Origin of the sequence: Microbulbifer zhoushanensis, from assembly GCF_021729055.1 — a bacterium.
In the GTDB taxonomy this organism is placed as follows: Bacteria; Pseudomonadota; Gammaproteobacteria; order Pseudomonadales; family Cellvibrionaceae; genus Microbulbifer; species Microbulbifer zhoushanensis.
In genome coordinates this window covers 761,080-778,601 of sequence record NZ_JAJSAO010000001.1, presented here as the reverse complement: position 1 = coordinate 778,601, position 17,522 = coordinate 761,080, and the positions used below count along the sequence as shown (strand labels likewise).

The following is a 17,522-nucleotide window of genomic DNA, read 5'->3' as shown; positions in this document are numbered from 1 at the left end:
GTAGCGACTGGCGGCGCGCCTGATAACTGCCCGTGCCTGGCAGGCGCCGCGCCGGTCCGTGACCGCAACCGGGATTGACCAGGAGGACCGGAAGATGAAAGTCCATGCGGACCTGTGTGTAATACCCATTGGCGTCGGCGTGTCTGTCGGTGAGTATATTGCGGAGTGCCAGCGGGTACTGGAAGAGGCGGGGCTTGAGCATCGCATGCATGCCTACGGCACCAATATCGAGGGAGACTGGGACCGGGTGATGGCGGCGGTAAAACTTTGCCATGAACGCATCCACAGGATGGGAGCGCCGCGTATCAGTACCAGTCTCAAGTTGGGAACCCGTACCGATCGTGCACAGTCTTTACAGGATAAACTCGACAGTGTGGAATCGAGGCTGGACAGCTCGGGCCACTAACTAGATTCTGCATCAATCCCGTGACCGTACTTGTGGCAACGGGGTTGCCTGGAGAATTCTTGGAAAACAACTCACAGGAGGGGGTTATATGAAGATAAAAGATTTGTCAGCCGGGTTGGCATGTGCTGCGCTGCTACTGGGCGCCGTTGGCTGCACTGAGAAAGAGAGTGTGGATGGCCAGGAGATGGAGAGCATGCAGGCCACCGATAATGGTGGCATGGAGAGCGCCACCGAAAATGGTTCGATGGAGCAGCCGGCGGACTCCGGCAGCGATGCGATGGGTGGCGGCAATCTCGACGCGGTGATCGCCGGCGACCAGCGCACACCCAAGAATGCCGAGCGCGACCAGTTCCGCCATCCGGCCGAGACCCTGAAATTCATGGGTATCGAGCCCACCATGACCGTGGTGGAAATCAGCCCGGGCGGCGGCTGGTACACCGAAATCCTGGCTCCATACCTGAAAGATTCCGGGACCCTTTACGCGGCACATTTCCCGGCGGACAGCGAGGTCGGCTACTTCAAGAAATCCCTCAAGGGTTTCGAGGAAAAGGTGAAGGGCAACAGCGACGCCTATGGTGCCATCAAGATGGCCGAATTCGACCCGGCCGATGGTTCGCTGGAAAATGTGCCCGAGGGCAGTGCCGATGCCGTGGTGACCTTCCGCAACGTGCATAACTGGATGGGCGGCGGCAAAGAGCAGCAAGCCTTCAATAACTTTTTCGCCGTGCTGAAGCCCGGCGGCGTACTGGGAGTGGTGGAGCATCGCGCGAAGCCAGGAACCAGCAAGGAAGATATGAAGAAAAGCGGCTATGTCACCCAGGACTACGTCGTGGAACTGGCGGAAGGGGCCGGCTTTGTGCTGGAAGAGGCGAGTGAAGTCAACGCCAACCCGAAAGACACTGCGGACCACCCGAAAGGTGTCTGGACCCTGCCACCGTCCCTGCGCCTCGGTGACGAGGACCGGGACAAGTACCTGGCGATCGGCGAAAGCGACCGCATGACCCTGCGCTTCCGCAAGCCGGCCGAGTAAACCCGGCCCCGCAGCCGGCACCGGGAATCCCCGGTGCCGGTATTGTTCTTCAAGTAGTTTTTACCAGCAGTATTTACCACTCCCCATGATTATTCCCCACCAGCAACTGGATCCCGGCACCCTGCAGAACCTGCTCGAGGAATACGCGACCCGCGACGGCACCGATTATGGTGAGCGTGAAGTGAGCCTCGAAGACAAGGTGGCGAGCCTGCGCCGGCAGCTGGCGTCGGGCGATGTGGTGATCTGGTTCGAGCCCGGCGATGAGTCGGTCAACCTGGTACTGGCACAGGACCTGCCGGCCGATGAGTGAATACCTGGTTGACTCCCCGACCGGCACACCAGTGGCCCGCTACCTGTTTGCCCACGGTGCCGGCGCGCCCATGGACAGTGATTTCATGGTGGCGATCAGTGCGGCGCTGGCGGGGCGGGGTATTGAAGTGCTGCGCTTCGAGTTCCCCTATATGGCCCAGCGGCGCCATGGGGGCACGCGCCGGCCGCCCAACCCGGTCGCGCAGTTACAGGAGGATTTTCGCGAGGTGCTCTCGGAAGTGAGCGCACGCGACCCGCGGCTGCCGCTGTTTATCGGCGGCAAGTCAATGGGGGGGCGCGTCGCGAGCCTGCTTGCCGATGAATCATACGCGGCGGGTAACATTGCCGGGCTGGTGTGCTTCGGCTATCCGTTCCACCCCCGCGGCAAGCCGGAAAAGCTGCGCACCGGGCACCTGCTGGAGATGGCCTGCCCGGCACTGGTGGTGCAGGGGAGTCGCGATCCGCTGGGAAGCCGGCAGGAAGTGGAAGGGTATGGGCTGGCGCGGCAGATCCAGGTGGGCTGGCTTGAGGATGGTGACCATGATTTCCGGCCGCGCCGCGCCAGCGGTTTTACCCGGGAGGGACACTGGCAGGCGGCGGCGGATGCGGCTGCCGATTTCATCCTGGGTTGGGTTTCCCGGGATTGATACGGGGCGGCATTGCCCCGTGCGTTACCCCGGGCTCGGTGCCGTGTCTTACTCCGCGGCTTACCCCTCGATTTACTCGGCGCCCTCGAGAATGGTGATGCGCTCGGGCTCGGACAGCAGCGGGCCGAGCAGTGACATCTGCGCGCGGCGGTCCTCGCTGGTGTACCAGTGCTGCCAGTGAATCTCTGACTGCCACTTGGACAGGGTGAAACGCCGCAGCGGATCCTCCTTCGACTGGTAGGTGTGGCCTTCGATAAAGCCCACGGTGCGATATGCGTGGGTCAGCAGTTTGCGCGCCGCCTCTTCATAAGTGCTGCGCATATCCTCGGCGATGTGTCGCTCGATCAATACGTAGATCATCTTCTCTCTCAGGTTGCCCGGTTAGCCGGCAGGGGCAGGGTAGTGTGGATTCTATCGCGGTCACGGACCAGTCGGCCGGGCATATTGGCCGCGGAAGCGGGCAAATTTGCAGGTGACGACCCGGCGGAAATTTCCGACAATAGCACCATGAATTCAGATCATACCCTCGATGCCCGCGGCCTGCTGTGCCCCGAGCCTGTCATGATGTTGCACTCCGCGGTACGCAAGGTCGCGCCCGGCGAGGTGCTGCAGGTTATCGCCACCGATCCCTCCACGCAGCGGGATATACCCAAGTTCTGCCAGTTCCTGGGGTATGAGCTGGTGGAGCACCGGGAAGAGAACGATGAGTTCTATTACTGGATAAGGAAGGCGGGGGACTGAGGCGGGCGGTCCGGGACCGCCCGCCTGCCGTGTTAAGGGTTGGTGACCAGTGCCGCGATGGCCGCGAGGGCCTCGGGGTCCTCGGACTTGATCTTGTTGGCGATGTGGTGCTGGAAGAAGTAACGGAAATCCGTCGCTTCCTGTGCCGGGTACAGGCACAGGTCCCCGGGCAGTACCGGTGTGGTCACCACGCTGTCGTGGTCGATCAGCATGCCGTGGATCTCACCACTGGCGTGGAGGCGCCAGCTGACCACTTCGGTAAGGGTCAGGTTCTCGCGCGGCTCATCCATGAATACCGCGTGGGTGCCGATGGTATCGGGTATTTCCTGCATCACCTCGTCGGCCTTGTTGCTCTCGTACTCGAAATACTCCGCCGCAGTCTCCAGCTCGACGATCTTGTGAATGGGGGGCTCGTGGAATATCTCCTCGATTCCCGGGTCGTAATAGCCTTCAAAGCGTCCGTCCAGAGGGTCCTTGATCTCGGGGCACGGGACAATGGAGTTTAACCAGGGGACGAGACCTACAATCTCGCCATTCGCCTTGAGGCCCCAGCACAGGATTTTCAGGCTGTAGAGGTCAGAGCCGCTGGAGCTGTTGGAGTAGAGCATTTCCAAGCCATCGAGCTCCGGCGAAAGGCGGATAAAGCGCCTGCTCGCTGAAGTTTCGATCGGCTCGCCGGTGAAGAGGTCAACCACGTTGGAATCACTGTGGTCGGTCATGGAGCACCTCCTTGCAGGGCCGGTTGTGGTGCCGGAGGGCGTTTTTACTGCTTGTTCCCCCCATGAAGGACCCCGGGCCGGGCGGGCGCCATTACCGGAGTCCCTGCTACTAAAGGTATATGCTGGTATCACGAAATACAACCAGCGTGACGGTCCCCGGCCGGCGCCGCTGCCTTTCCGGAGGCGGCTGAATGCCCCGGGTGCCGCGTATCCCTGCAGCCGGAGGGCAATACGTGCCCTTGAACTGCGCTGCGCGGTTGCTATAGTCCGCGGCTTTCCAGTAAACCTGTATTGTGGAGCCGCCCGTGACCGCTGAGTCCCGAGCTAATGCCTATCCCCTGGCCGACCCGGTTGCGGCGCGCATTGTCGCTGTATTCGACCAATGCTTCGCGGCCCCGGACGGACTCAACACCCGTCTCTGCGGTGGCTGCGAAGAGCCTTTTTACCGCCCGGCGGGAAGCGGCCGCAGTCACCACCAGATCGAGTTCACCCGTGATTACCCGGCCAGCGCCCTGCATGAAGTGGCTCACTGGTGTGTCGCTGGCGCCGCGCGCCGCCTGCAGCCGGATTACGGCTACTGGTATGCCCCGGATGGCCGCACCCTGGCGCAGCAGCAACTGTTCGAGAAAGTGGAGGTGCGGCCCCAGGCGCTGGAGTGGATCTTCGCCCGCGCCTGCGGCCTGAAGTTCCGGGTCAGTGCCGACAACCTGGAAAGTGGACTGGGTCCCAGTAGGGAGTTCCGGGAAAACATCTGGCGGCAGGCGCGCGACTACTGTTGCGGGGGCGTCAATGAACGCGCCGGTCGGTTCGCCCGTGCACTGGCAGTGGAATTCGGGCGACCGGACCCATTCGCCGTCGACCTCTACCAGCTGGAGCATCTTTTGTGAGCGAATTTCCCGGCGGCCGCGCCCAGGGCAGCACCCTGCTGGTGGATGCTTCGGTTTATATCTTCCGCTACTACTTCGCGCTGCCGCCCAACTGGGTCAGCAGCGCCGGCTACAGCACCGAGGCGGTATACGGTTTTACCAACTTTCTACTCGACCTGCTGGCGCTGCGGCCCGCGCGCATCGCCTGCGCCTTTGACGAGTCCCTGGGCAGCTGCTTCCGCAACGAAATCTACCCGGATTACAAGTGCAGCCGGGCCCTGCCGGACGAGGCACTCGCCTTCCAGCTGGTGGCGTGCCGGGAGATGGCAGAGGCACTGGGGATTGCCAGTTTTGCCAGCGAACGCTACGAGGCGGACGACATCCTGGCCACTCTCACCTGGCTGAGTCGTGAGCACAGGCCGGTGATCATCAGCCGCGACAAGGACCTGGGCCAGCTGCTCGATCGCGGTGCAGTGTCCCTTTGGGATTTCGCCGCCGATCGCCATATGGATGCGGCCGCGCTGACCGCGCGTTTTGGTGTGGCACCCGGCCAGATTGCCGACTTCCTGGCCCTGGTGGGGGATCCGGGGGACGATATCCCCGGTGTGCCGGGGGTCGGGCCCAAGACCGCCGCACAGCTCCTGGCCCATTACGACAGTGTCGACGCGCTACTGGATAATCCTTCCGGGGTGGCGGACCTGCCCGTGCGCGGGGCGAAGGGGCTGGCGCTGAAGCTGGCGGAATACGCCGGGCAGATTGCCATGGCCCGGCGCCTGGCAGCCCTGGAAGAAGGGGTGCCACTGGCCAGCAGCGCCCGCGACTTGTGCTGGCGCGGCGCCGACACCGAATTGGCGCAGTCACTTGCGGACGAGTTCGGTATCGGCGGCCTCAAGGCTAAAATCGGGCGGATACTTGCCGCCAGTCCCGGCGAATTAACAGAAAACAGGGAGACCGTGTGAGCCAGAGACCGCTGAGTATCGTTGCCGACGAGAATATCCCGGCCGTCGAGGAGTGTTTCGGTGACCTGGGAACCATCACCCGGGTAGCCGGCCGCAACCTGCAGCCGGCCCAGCTGGTGGATGCGGATATCCTGCTGGTGCGTTCCGTGACCCGGGTGAACAGCGAACTGCTCACCGGCTCGCCGGTGCGCTTCGTGGGCAGCTGCACCATTGGCACCGATCACCTGGATACCGACTGGCTGGAACGCCAGGGGGTCGCCTGGAGCGCGGCGCCGGGCTGCAATGCCAACTCGGTGGTGGAGTATGTCTTCTGTGCACTGGCGGCGCTGGGCGCGGACTGGCGCCGGCGCGACTTCGGCATCGTTGGCTGCGGCAATGTGGGCGGGCTGTTACAGCGCCGCCTCCACACGCTCGGAATCGACTGTGCCGTCTACGATCCCTGGCTGCCCGACAATCCCGACGCCGCTTCACTGCACACCGTCCTGGAGCGGGATGTAGTCTGCCTGCACGCGCCGCTGGTGCGTGGCGGTCCGCATCCCAGCCATCACCTGCTGGGTGCAGCGGAGCTGCGGCTGTTGCGGGATGACGCGGTACTGGTGAGTGCCGGCCGCGGGGCGGTGGTGGACAATCGCGCGTTGCTCGAGCGCCTGCGCGCTGGCAATGGCCCCATGACGGTGCTGGACGTCTGGGAAAACGAGCCCGATATCGACCTGGAACTGCTCCGGCAAGTGGATATCGGCACACCGCATATCGCCGGTTACAGCCTGGACGGCAAGCTGGCGGGCACGCGCATGGTGCGCGCCGCCCTGGACCGTTTCCTGGGCATTGCCGGGGCCGGCACCGCGCCAGAGGATGATCACCGGGCCACGGCAGCCGGCCGGGTGCTGGAAACGCCTGCCGCCCGGGGGTTCGGGGCCATGGCGGAACTGTTGCTGCAGGTCTATGACCCCCGCGCCGATGACCGGCGCCTGCGGGCGGCGGCGGAGCGGGCGGCTGCAGGCGGAGAGCCAATGAGTCTCGGTTTTGACCGGCTGCGCCGGGAGTACCCGGAGCGGCTGGAATTCTCGCACTATCGCATCGATGACGCCGGACCCGGGGAAGGGGAACGGCACCAACTGGCAGTACTGGGATTGTTGTGAAACTGAAAAAACTGGGACTGGTAATCAATCCGTGGGCGGGGGTCGGCGGCCCAGCGGGGCTGAAGGGTAGCGACGGCGCCGAGACGGTGCAGCAGGCGCTGGAAGCCGGGGTGGAGCCCCAGGCGCAGAAGCGGGCGGCCACGGCCCTGGCCGGGCTGGCCGACTTTCGCGACCGGCTGGAGATTCTCTGTTTCGCCAACGATATGGGTGAAACCGTGGCCCGTGATGCGGGATTATCCGTGACGGTGGTGGGGGAAGCCGCAAGCGAGCCAACCACCCCCGCAGACAGTGAGCGCGCCGCACAGGTGATCCGCGACAGCGGCGCCGACCTGGTTGTATTTGTTGGTGGTGACGGCACGGCGCGCAATATGGTCAATGCCCTGGGGGATGACTTCCCGGTGCTGGGCATTCCTGCCGGGGTCAAGATGCACTCGGCCTGTTTTGCCATTTCCCCGCGCGCCGGCGCCGAGGTGTTACGCCGGCTGATGGCGGGGCAGCTGGTGGACCTGCGCGAGCGCGAAGTGCGCGATATCGATGAGAAATCCTTTCGCGAGGGCCGGGTGAGTACCCGCCATTACGGTGAACTGCTGGTGCCGGAAGAGGGGCATTTCCTGCAGGCGGTCAAGAACGCCGGCCGCGAGGTTGAAGAGCTGGCGGTGGCGGATGTCGCCGCCGATGTGGTAGAGGACCTGGACCCGGAAACCCTCTACATCGTCGGGCCCGGCTCCACCACCCTGGCAATCCTCGATGAGGTGGGTTGTGACGGCACCTTGCTGGGGGTGGACCTGTTGCTCGATGGTGCGCTGGTGGCAGAGGACATTGGTGCGGCGGAAATCGAAGCGGCCATCGAGGGCCACCAGGGCCCGGTAAAAATTATCCTCACCGCCATCGGCGGCCAGGGGCACCTGATTGGGCGGGGCAACCAGCAGTTTTCCCCCGCAGTACTGCGTGCTGTGGGCAGGGACAACCTGATTGTGGTGGCCACCAAGACCAAGATAACCGAGCTGGGCGGGCGGCCACTGCTGGTGGACAGCGGCGATGCCGGGCTCGATGAGCAGTGGAGCGGGTTTATCCGGGTGATTACCGGTTACCGGGATGCAATTCTCTACCCGCTCAGCAATGGAGAATTTGAATGATCAGCGCCGATTGGGGCCCCCTGCTGGAACAGGTGGTGGAAAAGCTCGAGCAGGACAGGGCCGCCGGCAATCGAGACAGTCGCCGGCTTTTCCACGGGCGCGGCCGTCGCTGGCCTGGGCTGGAGCAGGTGTGTGTGGACAGCTTCCACCCGGCAATGCTGGTGACCTTCTTTGAGCCCCATGAGAGCGAGGAGGCGCTCTGCCAGGCGTTATGGGCGCTGGCTGGGCCCCATGGCTACCGCGGTGTGGCCGCCCAGCGGCGCTACCAGCAGGGTGCGCCGGTAGAGTGGCCCTGTGGCCTGCCGGTGGCCGAGCCTGTGGCCCGGCGCGGCGAACTGGCTTTCCCACTCACCTTTGCACGCCAGAACGTAGGGTTTTTCCTCGATATCGAGCCGGGCCGGCAGTGGTTAGAGCAGCAGGTGCGGGAGCAGCTTGCGGCAGGCGCTGACCTGAAGATGCTCAACCTGTTCGCGTTTACCTGTGCTTTCTCGGTGGTGGCGCGGGCCTGCGGTGAACTGAAAGTGGTGAATGTGGACCTGAACGGCGGTGTCCTCAAGCGGGGCCGGCAGAACCATGCCTTCAATGACCTGCCGCAGAAAGGGATCCAGTTCCTGAAAATGGATGCGCTGCGGGAGTTCGATCGCTTTGACCGGCGCGGCCCATTCCAGCTGGCGGTGGTGGACCCGCCCACGCGCCAGAAGGGCCGCTTCGACGTCAATGAGCACTATGCAGAGCTGTTGCCCTTGCTGCCCGCATGCCTGGCAGACGAAGCCGATCTGTTGCTGGTGATGAATTCGCCCGGGCACAGCGAGCAGCTGTTCCGTGAGATGATCGAGCGTGCCGACGCACGCTACGAGATCGTGCGGCGTTTGCCACAGAATCCCGACTTCCCTGATCGCGATCCGGATGCGGCACTGAAAATGCTGCATGTGCGTTTTCGCCGCTGACCTTCCCTGTTGGCTTTCCCCTGAAGCCGGCCCCGCGTCAGAGCAGGGCCATCTCACGCATCAGGTGTTCCATCAACTCCTGTAGCTGGGGGGAGGAACCGCTGCGCACCACCTGGTCCAGGCGCTGTGCGTTGCTGATCCCGTCGCCGTCGCGGCGCACCAGCAGCAGGAAAGCGCTGTGGGTGAGACTCGCCTCCTCCACTGCCTCCTGGCGCACCAGCTGGGTGAAATGGATATAGCCACTCTGCTTCAGCCAGGTCATGGCACCCAGGCAGGCCAGGTGGCGCGGTGAGTGCAGGCCGAATTCGTCCGGGGTATCGGGCCCCGCAATATCCTCCACATACACCGTCGACGGTGCGGGAAACTGCAGGAACAGTGCCAGCAGGGTGCGGCCGGCATCGCGGTAAAAATCGTGTATGTGCAGGTCGTCCAGCATATCCAGGCTTCGGTTTATCCCGTGTAACGCTCGAGGAAGTTGCCCAGCCGGCCAATGGCGTCGGACAGGTCGTCGACGCGGGGCAGGAAGACAATGCGCAGGTGGTCGGGTGCGTCCCAGTGAAAGGCGCTGCCCTGTACCAGCAGGATTTTCTCCTGGCGCAGGAATTCCAGCACCAGTTGCTCGTCATCCTTGATGCGGTGGCGGTCCAGGTGTATCCGCGGGAAGAGGTAAATGGCTCCCTTCGGCTTTACGCAGCTGACCCCGGGGATGTCGTTCAGCATATTCCAGGCCAGGTCACGCTGCTGGCGCAGGCGGCCGCCGGGCAGTACCAGGTCGTTGATGCTCTGGTAGCCCCCCAGGGCGGTCTGCACGGCGAACATCGCCGGTACGTTGCCGCACAGCCGCATGGAGGAGAGGATATCCATGCCCTCGATAAAGCCCCCGGCCCGGTGGCGGGCACCGCTGACAATCATCCAGCCAGAGCGGAACCCGGCCAGGCGGTAGGACTTGGACAGGCCATTGAAGCTCAGGCACAGCACATCCTCGGCCAGGCTGGCCATGGGGGTGAACTCGGTGTCGTCGTACAGGATCTTGCTATAGATCTCGTCGGCGAAGATCACCAGGTCGTGCTGGCGCGCCAGTTCCACTATTTCTTCCAGCAATGCGCGCGGGTAGACGGCTCCGGTGGGGTTGTTGGGATTGATGACTACAATTCCCCGGGTACGCGGTGTTATCTTTGCCCTGATGTCGTCGATGACGGGTAACCAGTCCGCCTGTTCGTCACAGCGGTACAGGACCGGGTTGGCGCCGGTGAGATTGGTGGCTGCCATCCACAGGGGGTAGTTGGGCATAGGCAGCAGGAGTTCATCGCCATCATTGAGCAGAGCCTGGGTGGCCATGGAAATCAGTTCGGATACACCATTGCCCAGGTAGATATCATCGATATCGACATTCGGGATCCCCAGGGTCTGGCATTCCTGCATGATGGCCTTGCGGGCGGCAAACAGCCCCTTGGATTCCACATAGCCCTGGGCGAGGGACAGGTTGTGAATGACATCCTGGATAATTTCATCGGGCGCGTCGAAACCGAACGGGGCCGGGTTGCCGATATTCAGCTTGAGGATGCGATGGCCTTCCTCTTCCATCCGGTAGGCGTGCTCCATGACCGGGCCACGGATTTCGTAACAGACGCCGTGCAGCTTTTCCGATTTCAGAATGTCCTTCATGGTGAGTCAGGTAATCCTTGGCAAGGTGCTAAACGTAGGATGTTGCTCACAGGCGATGATGATGGCCGGGGGGCCGGCATCACCCGTATGCGGGGTTCCCACTGCGGTAACTGATTAGGGACAGGAGAGTATGTCAAAAGAGAAAGACGATAACTACTGGCGCGAGCGACTCACCGATGAAGAGTTCCATGTCTGCCGCAAGGCGGGCACGGAGCGGCCCTTCTCCGGTGAATACTGGGACTGTTTCGAGGACGGCACCTACCGCTGCCGCTGTTGCGGCGAAGTGCTGTTTCACTCGGAATCCAAGTTCGATGCCGGTTGCGGCTGGCCGAGTTTCGATGCCGCAATTCGCAGTGGGGCGGTCGAGGAGCGTCCGGACAATTCCCTGGGGATGCAGCGTATCGAAATTCTCTGCGCGAGCTGCAACTCCCACCTGGGACATGTATTCCCGGATGGGCCCACGGAAACCGGGTTGCGCTACTGCGTCAATTCGTTGTCGGTGAAACTGGATCCGGACAAGGGGGGCAAGGAATGAAACATACCCATTGGAGTCGTTGGCTGGTAAGGATCCAGCTACTCCTGATCGCCATCATCTTTATGGCCGGCCTGGCACTACGGCTGGAGCTGTTACATTTCCGGCCGGTGTTCCAGGTATTCAAGTATGCCGGCCTGGGGGCCCTGGGAATGGCGCTGGTCAGTATGCTGGTGTTTATCTGGGGTCTGGTGAAGCGCCACGCCGATGCCAGGCGGGCAGCACTTTGGGGGGTGGTGCTTGGCCTGCTGCCGGTGGCCGTGCCATTGCTGACAGTGGGCAAGGGCAACTTCGATGTGCCCCCGATCCACGATATCACCACCGACCTCAGTAACCCGCCGGAATACCAGGCAATCCTGTCGTTGCGTGAGGAAGGTGATAACAGCGCCGCCTACGATGGTGAGGCGGTAGCGCAGCAACAGCGGGAGGCCGATATCTACGAGGACATCAGGCCGCTGGAGCTGGACTTGCCGGTCGCAAAAGTGACCGGGATGGCGGCGCAGGTGGCGGAGGACCTGGGCTGGCGCATCGTGGCCAGGGACGACGAGACCGGTCACCTGGAAGCGGTCGATCGCACCGCCCTGCTGGGATTCAGTGACGACGTGGTGGTGCGGGTGACCCCGGCGGAGGATGGTTCGCGGGTGGATATTCGCTCCAGTTCCCGTGTCGGGGTCAGTGACCTGGGGGCCAATGCCCGGCGTATCCGGGAGTTCCTGGTGGAGCTGGAAGAACTCGCGGCAGAGCAGGGCCAGCAAGAAGGGTAGGGCGCCGCGGGGCCGCGGATCTGTGATTCGGGTAAGTGCCTGACTATAAAAGAAAAAAACAGGAAATTTTTTTCAATCGGGTGTTGACAGCTTCCCGGGTGCTCCATAGAATGCGCCCCACTTCTGAAGCACAGCGGATCACTGAGACGCCAAGAGTGCTGAAGAAGAAAGTTCTTGGGTCCCCTTCGTCTAGAGGCCTAGGACACCGCCCTTTCACGGCGGTAACAGGGGTTCGACTCCCCTAGGGGACGCCATTGCGGGAATAGCTCAGTTGGTAGAGCGCAACCTTGCCAAGGTTGAGGTCGCCGGTTCGAACCCGGTTTCCCGCTCCAGTTTCTTTCGTGGCGATGTGGTGCAATACCCTGTCGATGCGAAGTATACCAAGGGGCAACCCGAGGTAATGCCACGGCAGTGTGGTAGCGCATGGTGTAATAGCCTGTGCAAGTTTTCTGTCCCCATCGTCTAGAGGCCTAGGACACCGCCCTTTCACGGCGGTAACAGGGGTTCGACTCCCCTTGGGGATGCCAATACCGCGGGGTTGCAAATGCAGCCCCGCGTTACAGGATCGCGGGAATAGCTCAGTTGGTAGAGCGCAACCTTGCCAAGGTTGAGGTCGCCGGTTCGAACCCGGTTTCCCGCTCCAGATAGAAAAGCCGCTCATTTGAGCGGCTTTTTTATTTTCCGCTCCTTCCTTTCTTCATTCCGCCATCACTCCCTTTCCGGATACTGGAAACGAGCACCGCGCCAGCGGGAGCCATGCCTATACTTGCAGCCGGAGACGACCGCCCGGCGGTATTCACAAGGCCATGGAGGAAGGAGTGACAGTGCGCAGGGATGTTTCGGTCGCAGTGGTACGTATTCTGGTCGCCGGCCTCTTGCTGGCGTGTACGGCCTGTTCCTATATGCCTGAACAGGCAGTCCCGCTGGCGCGCTGGTCGCCGGAGCGGAATGCGGCGGCACGCGAGAAAATGACCGGTGACCGGTCCACCGAGATTGCCGTGCTGCTGGCCTTCTCCGGTGGTGGGACACGGGCTGCGGCGCTGTCCTATGGGGTCCTCAGGGAGCTGGACCGGACCCCGGTGCGAACCTCTGCCGGGGAGCGCACGATGCTGCAGGAGGTGGACATGATTTCCTCGGTATCCGGCGGCAGTTTCACCGCAGCCTATTACGGCCTGTACGGCGAACGCATCTTTGCCGATTACGAGGAGCGCTTCCTGCGCCGGGACGTGCAGGGGGAGCTGGTCCGGCGGGCCCTGAGCCCCTCCAACTGGCAGCGACTCGCCAGCCCGACATTCGGCCGCATCGACCTGGCGGCGGAATACTACGATGAGCTGCTGTTTGACGATGCCCCCCTGGGCGCACTGGTCAGGCCCGGTGTGCCCAGGGTGGTGATCAACAGTACGGACCTTGCCACCGGTGAGCGCGTGCCATTCGTGCAGGAGATGTTCGACCTTTTCTGCCTGGACCTGGAAAGCTACCCGCTGTCCCGGGCGGTGGCCGCGTCATCGGCGGTGCCACTGGTGTTCTCACCTGTGGCAGTCCAGAGCCACGCCGGCAGCTGTGGTTTCCGGCAGCCCGCCTGGGTGGACCTGGCGCTGGAGGACGACCAGCTCACCTCCAGGAAGATTGCCGCGCGCAGTGTGAAGGCATATCTGGACCAGGAGCGGCGGCCGTGGCTGCACCTGGTGGATGGGGGGATCTCCGACAACCTGGGGCTGCGCAGTTATTACCGCACCATTACCCTCACCGCGGACCCGGCAATCGACTCCAGCCTGCTACCCCACCTCAACGCCCGCCATATCCTTGTGATACTGGTCAATGCCAATTCGCATCCCCATCGAGAGTGGGCGCAGGAGCCGCATTCACCTCCCTTCCTGGAGGTGGCGGGCAGTGTCAGCGGCAGCCAGATACAGCGCTTCAGCGACGACACCATACTGATCACCCGCAAGATGTTTGAGCAGTGGGTGGATGAGAGCTCGACACCGGATCGGCCGCTGACCTTCCACTTTGTGGAGGTGAGTTTTGACCGGGTGCGTAACGATGCTGACCGGCAGTACCTCAACAATATCGGCACCACATTCCGCCTGACGGATACAGAAGTTGACCGCCTGATCGCAGCTGGCCAGCAGGTCCTGGCCGATTCACCGGCCTACCGGGATTTCGTGCGGCTGGTGCAGGGCGCCAGGTAGGGGTCCCGGCCCTGCAGCAGTCTGGGCGGGCAGGCCGCTTGCCCCGGTCCCCCGTGGTAGGAAAAACCCCCATAGTTTGTCCGGTTGCAATATGGCAGCTAAGGGCGTTGAATATGCGCCCTTATCCGCAGGAGGATTCAATGACAGCTGCGCTTTCCATTCGCAACCTCGAAAAGACCTACGACAACGGCTTCCAGGCCCTGAAGGGCATCAGTTTCGATGTCCAGCCGGGGGATTTTTTTGCCCTGCTGGGACCCAATGGCGCGGGCAAGTCCACCACAATCGGTATTATCTGCTCGCTGGTGCGTAAGACCGCCGGCAGTGTGTCGATATTCGGGGTGGATATCGACAAGGATTTTGCAGCGGCCAAGCAACTCCTCGGCGTGGTGCCGCAGGAATTCAATTTCAGCCAGTTCGAGAAAGTGTATGACATTGTCTGCACCCAGGGCGGCTTCTACGGCATGCCACGAAAACTGGCAGAAGAGCGCACCGAGAAGTACCTGAAGCAGCTGGGCCTGTGGGACAAACGCAGTGTGCAGGCACGTATGCTGTCGGGCGGCATGAAGCGCCGGCTGATGATCGCCCGCGCGCTGATCCACGAGCCGCGACTGCTGATCCTGGATGAGCCCACCGCGGGCGTGGACATCGAGCTGCGCCGTTCCATGTGGACCTTCCTGCAGCAGATTAACGCCGAGGGCACCACGATTATCCTCACGACCCACTACCTGGAGGAGGCGGAGAGCCTGTGTCGCAATATCGCCATTATCGACCAGGGTGACATTATCGAGAACACTTCCATCCGCTCCCTGTTGAAAACACTGAACCGGGAAGTCTTTATCCTGGATGTGCGGGAGCCGCTCGCTGAGTGCCCCGACCTGGGAGGCTTCGAAGGCCGGCTGCAGGACGAGACGAGCCTGGAAGTGACGGTTGAGAAGGGGCAGTCACTCAATGACCTGTTTACCCGGTTGGGGGAGCAGGATGTCGCCGTGGTGAGTATGCGCAACCGGGCCAACCGGCTGGAAGAGCTGTTTGTATCGCTGCTGGCGGATGCGAAGCAGGAGGGAGAGGGGTAATGTATTCAACCGCAATCTGGACTTCATTCTCCACCATCCTGCGTCGCGAGGTGCGCCGCTTCACCCGGATCTGGCCGCAGACACTGGTGCCGCCGGTGATTACCATGTCGCTGTACTTTGTGATCTTCGGCTCCCTGATCGGCAGCCGTATCGGCCAGATGGGTGGCTTCTCCTATATGGAATTCGTGGTGCCCGGCCTGATCATGATGGCGGTGATCACCAATTCCTACTCCAATGTGGCCTCGTCTTTTTACAGTGCCAAGTTCCAGCGCAACGTTGAGGAACTGCTGGTATCGCCGACCCCCAACTGGGTGATTATGGCCGGCTATGTGCTGGGCGGCGTATCGCGCGGGCTGATTGTTGGTTTTGTGGTGACATTGATCGCGTTGTTCTTCACTGACCTGGGTGTGCAGCATTTGGGTATGACAGTGGCGATCGTCTTCCTGGCCGCAGTACTGTTCTCACTCGCCGGGTTCATCAACGCCATTTTCGCCAACAGCTTTGACGATATCTCGATTATCCCCACGTTTGTGCTGACACCGTTGACTTACCTCGGTGGGGTTTTCTACTCCATCGACCTGCTGTCACCGTTTTTCCAGGGACTGTCGAAGCTCAACCCCGTGCTCTACATGGTGAACGCCTTCCGCTACGGCGTACTGGGCGTTTCCGATATCAATGTGGCCTGGGCTTTTGTTGGGGTTCTGGTATTTATTGCACTACTGTTTGGCTGGGGACTGCACCTGATGTCCCACGGCAAGCGCCTGCGTCACTGACGACAAACATTACCTGGTGGCCGGGCGATCCCGGTACGTTATTGGCTGCCTGCCCGCAGGCCACTACCCTGGGCTCTGAGAATCAATGGATAGAGAAGACTGGCAGAACCTGCCGCTGGGGCAGGAGACCGAGTACGAATCGCAGTACAACCCCGAGCTGCTGCACCCGATTCCCCGCCATGTGTCCCGGGCCCACCTGGGTATCACCGAGGGGGACCTGCCGTTCGTGGGATACGACGAATGGTGGGGTTTTGAGCTGTCATGGCTGAACCGCAGGGGCGTGCCACAGGTGGCGGTGGGCAGGTTTCATTTCCCGGCCAACAGCCCGCAGATGGTGGAGTCCAAGTCTTTCAAGCTGTATTTGAACTCCCTCAACCAGACCGAGTTCGGTTCTCGGGAAGAGGTGCGGGACACCCTGGCCGCGGACCTGTCCCGCGCTGCCGGGGAGCAGGTAGGCGTGACCCTGTACGATGTGGCGAGCGAGGAGCTTGCCGTACACCGGCCGAAGGGCTACTGCGTGGACCAGCTGGACATCGAAACCCACCGCTACCAGCCGGATGCCGCGCTGTTGCGCCTGGACGGGGATGCCGAGGGCCGGATCGTCGAGGAGACCCTCTACAGTCACCTGCTGCGCAGCAACTGCCCGGTGACCGGCCAGCCGGACTGGGCCACGGTCTTTGTCCACTACCATGGGCCTGCACTCGACCGGGAAGGGCTGCTGGCTTACGTGGTTTCCTTCCGGGAGCACCAGGATTTCCACGAGCACTGCGTGGAGCGCATCTTCTGCGACCTGGAGGGGCTGGCTGAATTCAAGGAACTCACGGTCTGCGCCCGCTATACCCGTCGCGGCGGGCTGGACATCAACCCCCTGCGCGCCAAGAGGGCGGGTGCGGAGCTGCCGGGACGCCTTGCCCGCCAGTGAGCCCTGGGCCGGGTCGCTGGACCCGGTCTCCCCCCCCCTGCCGCCTGCTTCCCTGCCATCCTCGGCTCGAATTTCCGCACAATACGCCGGCAGTGACAAAAGAATGTGCGCAGTATCCCGCTGAGGGTCTTTACTACTGGTACATCCATTGAGCCTGTTGGCTCCGGGAGGTAACCATGAGCGACACTGCGAACCCCGGGAAATCAATGACGCTGCTCGGCGTGATTACGGTCATCCTGGGAATCCTTGCAATTCTGGCCCCCAGTTTTACCGGGTTTTCCATCGCACTGCTGATCGGGGGGCTGGTTTTGGTCGGCGGGCTGTTCCGCATGTTCTGGGCGTTTCGCGCCGGTAGTGTAGGCAAGGGACTGCTCGGTTTCGCACTCGGCGTGCTGACTGTCCTGGCCGGCATTATCCTGCTCGCCAATCCCATTATTCTCTCGGGCGCACTGACCATCATGCTGGCGCTGTATTTCCTGGCCGACGGTGTGGCGGAACTGGCGGCGGGGTTCAGTGCCGCGGGAGCCGGAAGCCGGGGATGGCTGATTTTCGGCGGGGCAGTATCCATATTGCTGGGCATCATGCTCTGGGCCCAGTTCCCGTTTTCCGGTGTCTGGGCGCTGGGGATCCTGTTCGGGATCAAGCTGTTTTTCGTCGGGATGATCATGATTGCGGGCGGCAGGGCAGTGCGTGCCTAGCAGTTGC

21 protein-coding genes and 4 tRNA genes are annotated in these 17,522 nt (G+C 62.4%); 21 read left to right on the top strand and 4 right to left on the bottom strand.

Annotated features, from left to right (window positions below; genetic code table 11):
* Window positions 1–94 precede the first annotated feature (94 nt).
* The 4 genes from LVD10_RS03415 (at window position 95) to LVD10_RS03400 (ending at window position 2,392) form a co-directional block, all read left to right on the top strand.
* A complete protein-coding gene (locus tag LVD10_RS03415) occupies window positions 95–406 on the top strand; it encodes an MTH1187 family thiamine-binding protein (protein WP_233005672.1) in 312 nt (103 codons plus the stop codon).
* 88 nt (window positions 407–494) lie between these two features.
* Complete coding sequence (locus LVD10_RS03410; RefSeq protein ID WP_233005671.1) at window positions 495–1,436, top strand: class I SAM-dependent methyltransferase; 942 nt, start codon at window positions 495–497, stop codon at window positions 1,434–1,436.
* A gap of 85 nt (window positions 1,437–1,521) precedes the next feature.
* On the top strand, window positions 1,522–1,746 hold the full coding sequence (locus LVD10_RS03405; protein WP_237061846.1) for a YheU family protein: 225 nt from the start codon (window positions 1,522–1,524) through the stop codon (window positions 1,744–1,746).
* Window positions 1,739–2,392: an alpha/beta family hydrolase gene (locus LVD10_RS03400; protein WP_233005669.1), complete on the top strand. Its 654-nt coding sequence runs from the start codon at window positions 1,739–1,741 to the stop codon at window positions 2,390–2,392. Before LVD10_RS03405 ends, LVD10_RS03400 begins: the two co-directional genes overlap by 8 nt.
* A gap of 72 nt (window positions 2,393–2,464) precedes the next feature.
* Here LVD10_RS03400 and LVD10_RS03395 read toward each other — a convergent pair whose 3' ends face one another.
* Window positions 2,465–2,752 carry an antibiotic biosynthesis monooxygenase family protein gene (locus LVD10_RS03395; protein WP_233005668.1) on the bottom strand — a complete coding sequence of 96 codons (288 nt, stop codon included), beginning with the start codon at window positions 2,750–2,752 and terminating at the stop codon, window positions 2,465–2,467.
* A gap of 147 nt (window positions 2,753–2,899) precedes the next feature.
* On the opposite strand from LVD10_RS03395, the gene tusA reads away from it, so the two are divergent.
* Window positions 2,900–3,133, top strand: a complete 234-nt coding sequence (gene tusA / locus LVD10_RS03390; protein ID WP_233005667.1) for a sulfurtransferase TusA — start codon at window positions 2,900–2,902, stop codon at window positions 3,131–3,133.
* Window positions 3,134–3,165: 32 nt separating this feature from the next.
* On the opposite strand, the gene LVD10_RS03385 is transcribed toward tusA, so the two are convergent.
* The gene (locus tag LVD10_RS03385) at window positions 3,166–3,852 is read right to left on the bottom strand and encodes a hypothetical protein (RefSeq protein WP_233005666.1); all 687 of its coding nucleotides are present in this window, start codon (window positions 3,850–3,852) and stop codon (window positions 3,166–3,168) included.
* A 305-nt stretch (window positions 3,853–4,157) separates the two neighbouring features.
* Between LVD10_RS03385 and LVD10_RS03380 the strand changes: the two genes are divergently transcribed.
* Genes LVD10_RS03380 through LVD10_RS03360 form a run of 5 tightly spaced genes read left to right on the top strand, consistent with a single transcriptional unit; the run spans window position 4,158 to window position 8,899 of the window.
* Entirely contained in the window at window positions 4,158–4,739 is a 582-nt protein-coding gene (locus LVD10_RS03380) for an elongation factor P hydroxylase (RefSeq protein WP_237061844.1), read from the top strand.
* Window positions 4,736–5,677: a 5'-3' exonuclease gene (locus LVD10_RS03375; RefSeq protein ID WP_237061841.1), complete on the top strand. Its 942-nt coding sequence runs from the start codon at window positions 4,736–4,738 to the stop codon at window positions 5,675–5,677. Before LVD10_RS03380 ends, LVD10_RS03375 begins: the two co-directional genes overlap by 4 nt.
* Complete coding sequence (locus LVD10_RS03370; RefSeq protein WP_237061839.1) at window positions 5,674–6,816, top strand: 4-phosphoerythronate dehydrogenase; 1,143 nt, start codon at window positions 5,674–5,676, stop codon at window positions 6,814–6,816. The genes LVD10_RS03375 and LVD10_RS03370 overlap by 4 nt, the downstream gene beginning before the upstream one ends.
* Window positions 6,813–7,952: an ATP-NAD kinase family protein gene (locus LVD10_RS03365; protein WP_237061837.1), complete on the top strand. Its 1,140-nt coding sequence runs from the start codon at window positions 6,813–6,815 to the stop codon at window positions 7,950–7,952. The genes LVD10_RS03370 and LVD10_RS03365 overlap by 4 nt, the downstream gene beginning before the upstream one ends.
* Window positions 7,949–8,899: a class I SAM-dependent methyltransferase gene (locus LVD10_RS03360; RefSeq protein WP_233005661.1), complete on the top strand. Its 951-nt coding sequence runs from the start codon at window positions 7,949–7,951 to the stop codon at window positions 8,897–8,899. Before LVD10_RS03365 ends, LVD10_RS03360 begins: the two co-directional genes overlap by 4 nt.
* A gap of 37 nt (window positions 8,900–8,936) precedes the next feature.
* On the opposite strand, the gene LVD10_RS03355 is transcribed toward LVD10_RS03360, so the two are convergent.
* Together LVD10_RS03355 and LVD10_RS03350 are read right to left on the bottom strand one after the other, a co-directional pair.
* Window positions 8,937–9,335: a hypothetical protein gene (locus LVD10_RS03355; RefSeq protein ID WP_233005660.1), complete on the bottom strand. Its 399-nt coding sequence runs from the start codon at window positions 9,333–9,335 to the stop codon at window positions 8,937–8,939.
* A 14-nt stretch (window positions 9,336–9,349) separates the two neighbouring features.
* The gene (locus tag LVD10_RS03350) at window positions 9,350–10,564 is read right to left on the bottom strand and encodes a pyridoxal phosphate-dependent aminotransferase (RefSeq protein ID WP_237061835.1); all 1,215 of its coding nucleotides are present in this window, start codon (window positions 10,562–10,564) and stop codon (window positions 9,350–9,352) included.
* Window positions 10,565–10,694: 130 nt separating this feature from the next.
* Between LVD10_RS03350 and msrB the strand changes: the two genes are divergently transcribed.
* From msrB to LVD10_RS03295, 11 genes are all read left to right on the top strand, one after another.
* The gene (msrB, locus tag LVD10_RS03345) at window positions 10,695–11,099 is read left to right on the top strand and encodes a peptide-methionine (R)-S-oxide reductase MsrB (protein WP_233005658.1); all 405 of its coding nucleotides are present in this window, start codon (window positions 10,695–10,697) and stop codon (window positions 11,097–11,099) included.
* Entirely contained in the window at window positions 11,096–11,860 is a 765-nt protein-coding gene (locus LVD10_RS03340) for a DUF1499 domain-containing protein (RefSeq protein WP_237061833.1), read from the top strand. The genes msrB and LVD10_RS03340 overlap by 4 nt, the downstream gene beginning before the upstream one ends.
* A 178-nt stretch (window positions 11,861–12,038) precedes the next feature.
* Window positions 12,039–12,114: transfer RNA gene (locus tag LVD10_RS03335), tRNA-Glu, on the top strand.
* Window positions 12,115–12,116: 2 nt separating this feature from the next.
* Window positions 12,117–12,192: transfer RNA gene (locus tag LVD10_RS03330), tRNA-Gly, on the top strand.
* A 119-nt stretch (window positions 12,193–12,311) separates the two neighbouring features.
* Window positions 12,312–12,387, top strand: a tRNA-Glu gene (locus LVD10_RS03325).
* A 40-nt stretch (window positions 12,388–12,427) separates the two neighbouring features.
* Window positions 12,428–12,503 (top strand) — tRNA-Gly (locus LVD10_RS03320).
* A gap of 181 nt (window positions 12,504–12,684) precedes the next feature.
* Complete coding sequence (locus LVD10_RS03315) at window positions 12,685–14,049, top strand: patatin-like phospholipase family protein (RefSeq protein ID WP_237061825.1); 1,365 nt, start codon at window positions 12,685–12,687, stop codon at window positions 14,047–14,049.
* Window positions 14,050–14,189: 140 nt separating this feature from the next.
* Window positions 14,190–15,122: an ABC transporter ATP-binding protein gene (locus LVD10_RS03310; RefSeq protein ID WP_233005655.1), complete on the top strand. Its 933-nt coding sequence runs from the start codon at window positions 14,190–14,192 to the stop codon at window positions 15,120–15,122.
* Window positions 15,122–15,895, top strand: a complete 774-nt coding sequence (locus tag LVD10_RS03305) for an ABC transporter permease (protein ID WP_233005654.1) — start codon at window positions 15,122–15,124, stop codon at window positions 15,893–15,895. The genes LVD10_RS03310 and LVD10_RS03305 overlap by 1 nt, the downstream gene beginning before the upstream one ends.
* An 85-nt stretch (window positions 15,896–15,980) precedes the next feature.
* Window positions 15,981–16,817, top strand: coding sequence for an NADPH-dependent 7-cyano-7-deazaguanine reductase QueF (gene queF / locus LVD10_RS03300; protein WP_237061823.1), 837 nt, complete (start codon window positions 15,981–15,983; stop codon window positions 16,815–16,817).
* Between the two features lie 176 nt (window positions 16,818–16,993).
* Window positions 16,994–17,515, top strand: coding sequence for an HdeD family acid-resistance protein (locus LVD10_RS03295; RefSeq protein ID WP_233005652.1), 522 nt, complete (start codon window positions 16,994–16,996; stop codon window positions 17,513–17,515).
* Window positions 17,516–17,522: the final 7 nt, after the last annotated feature.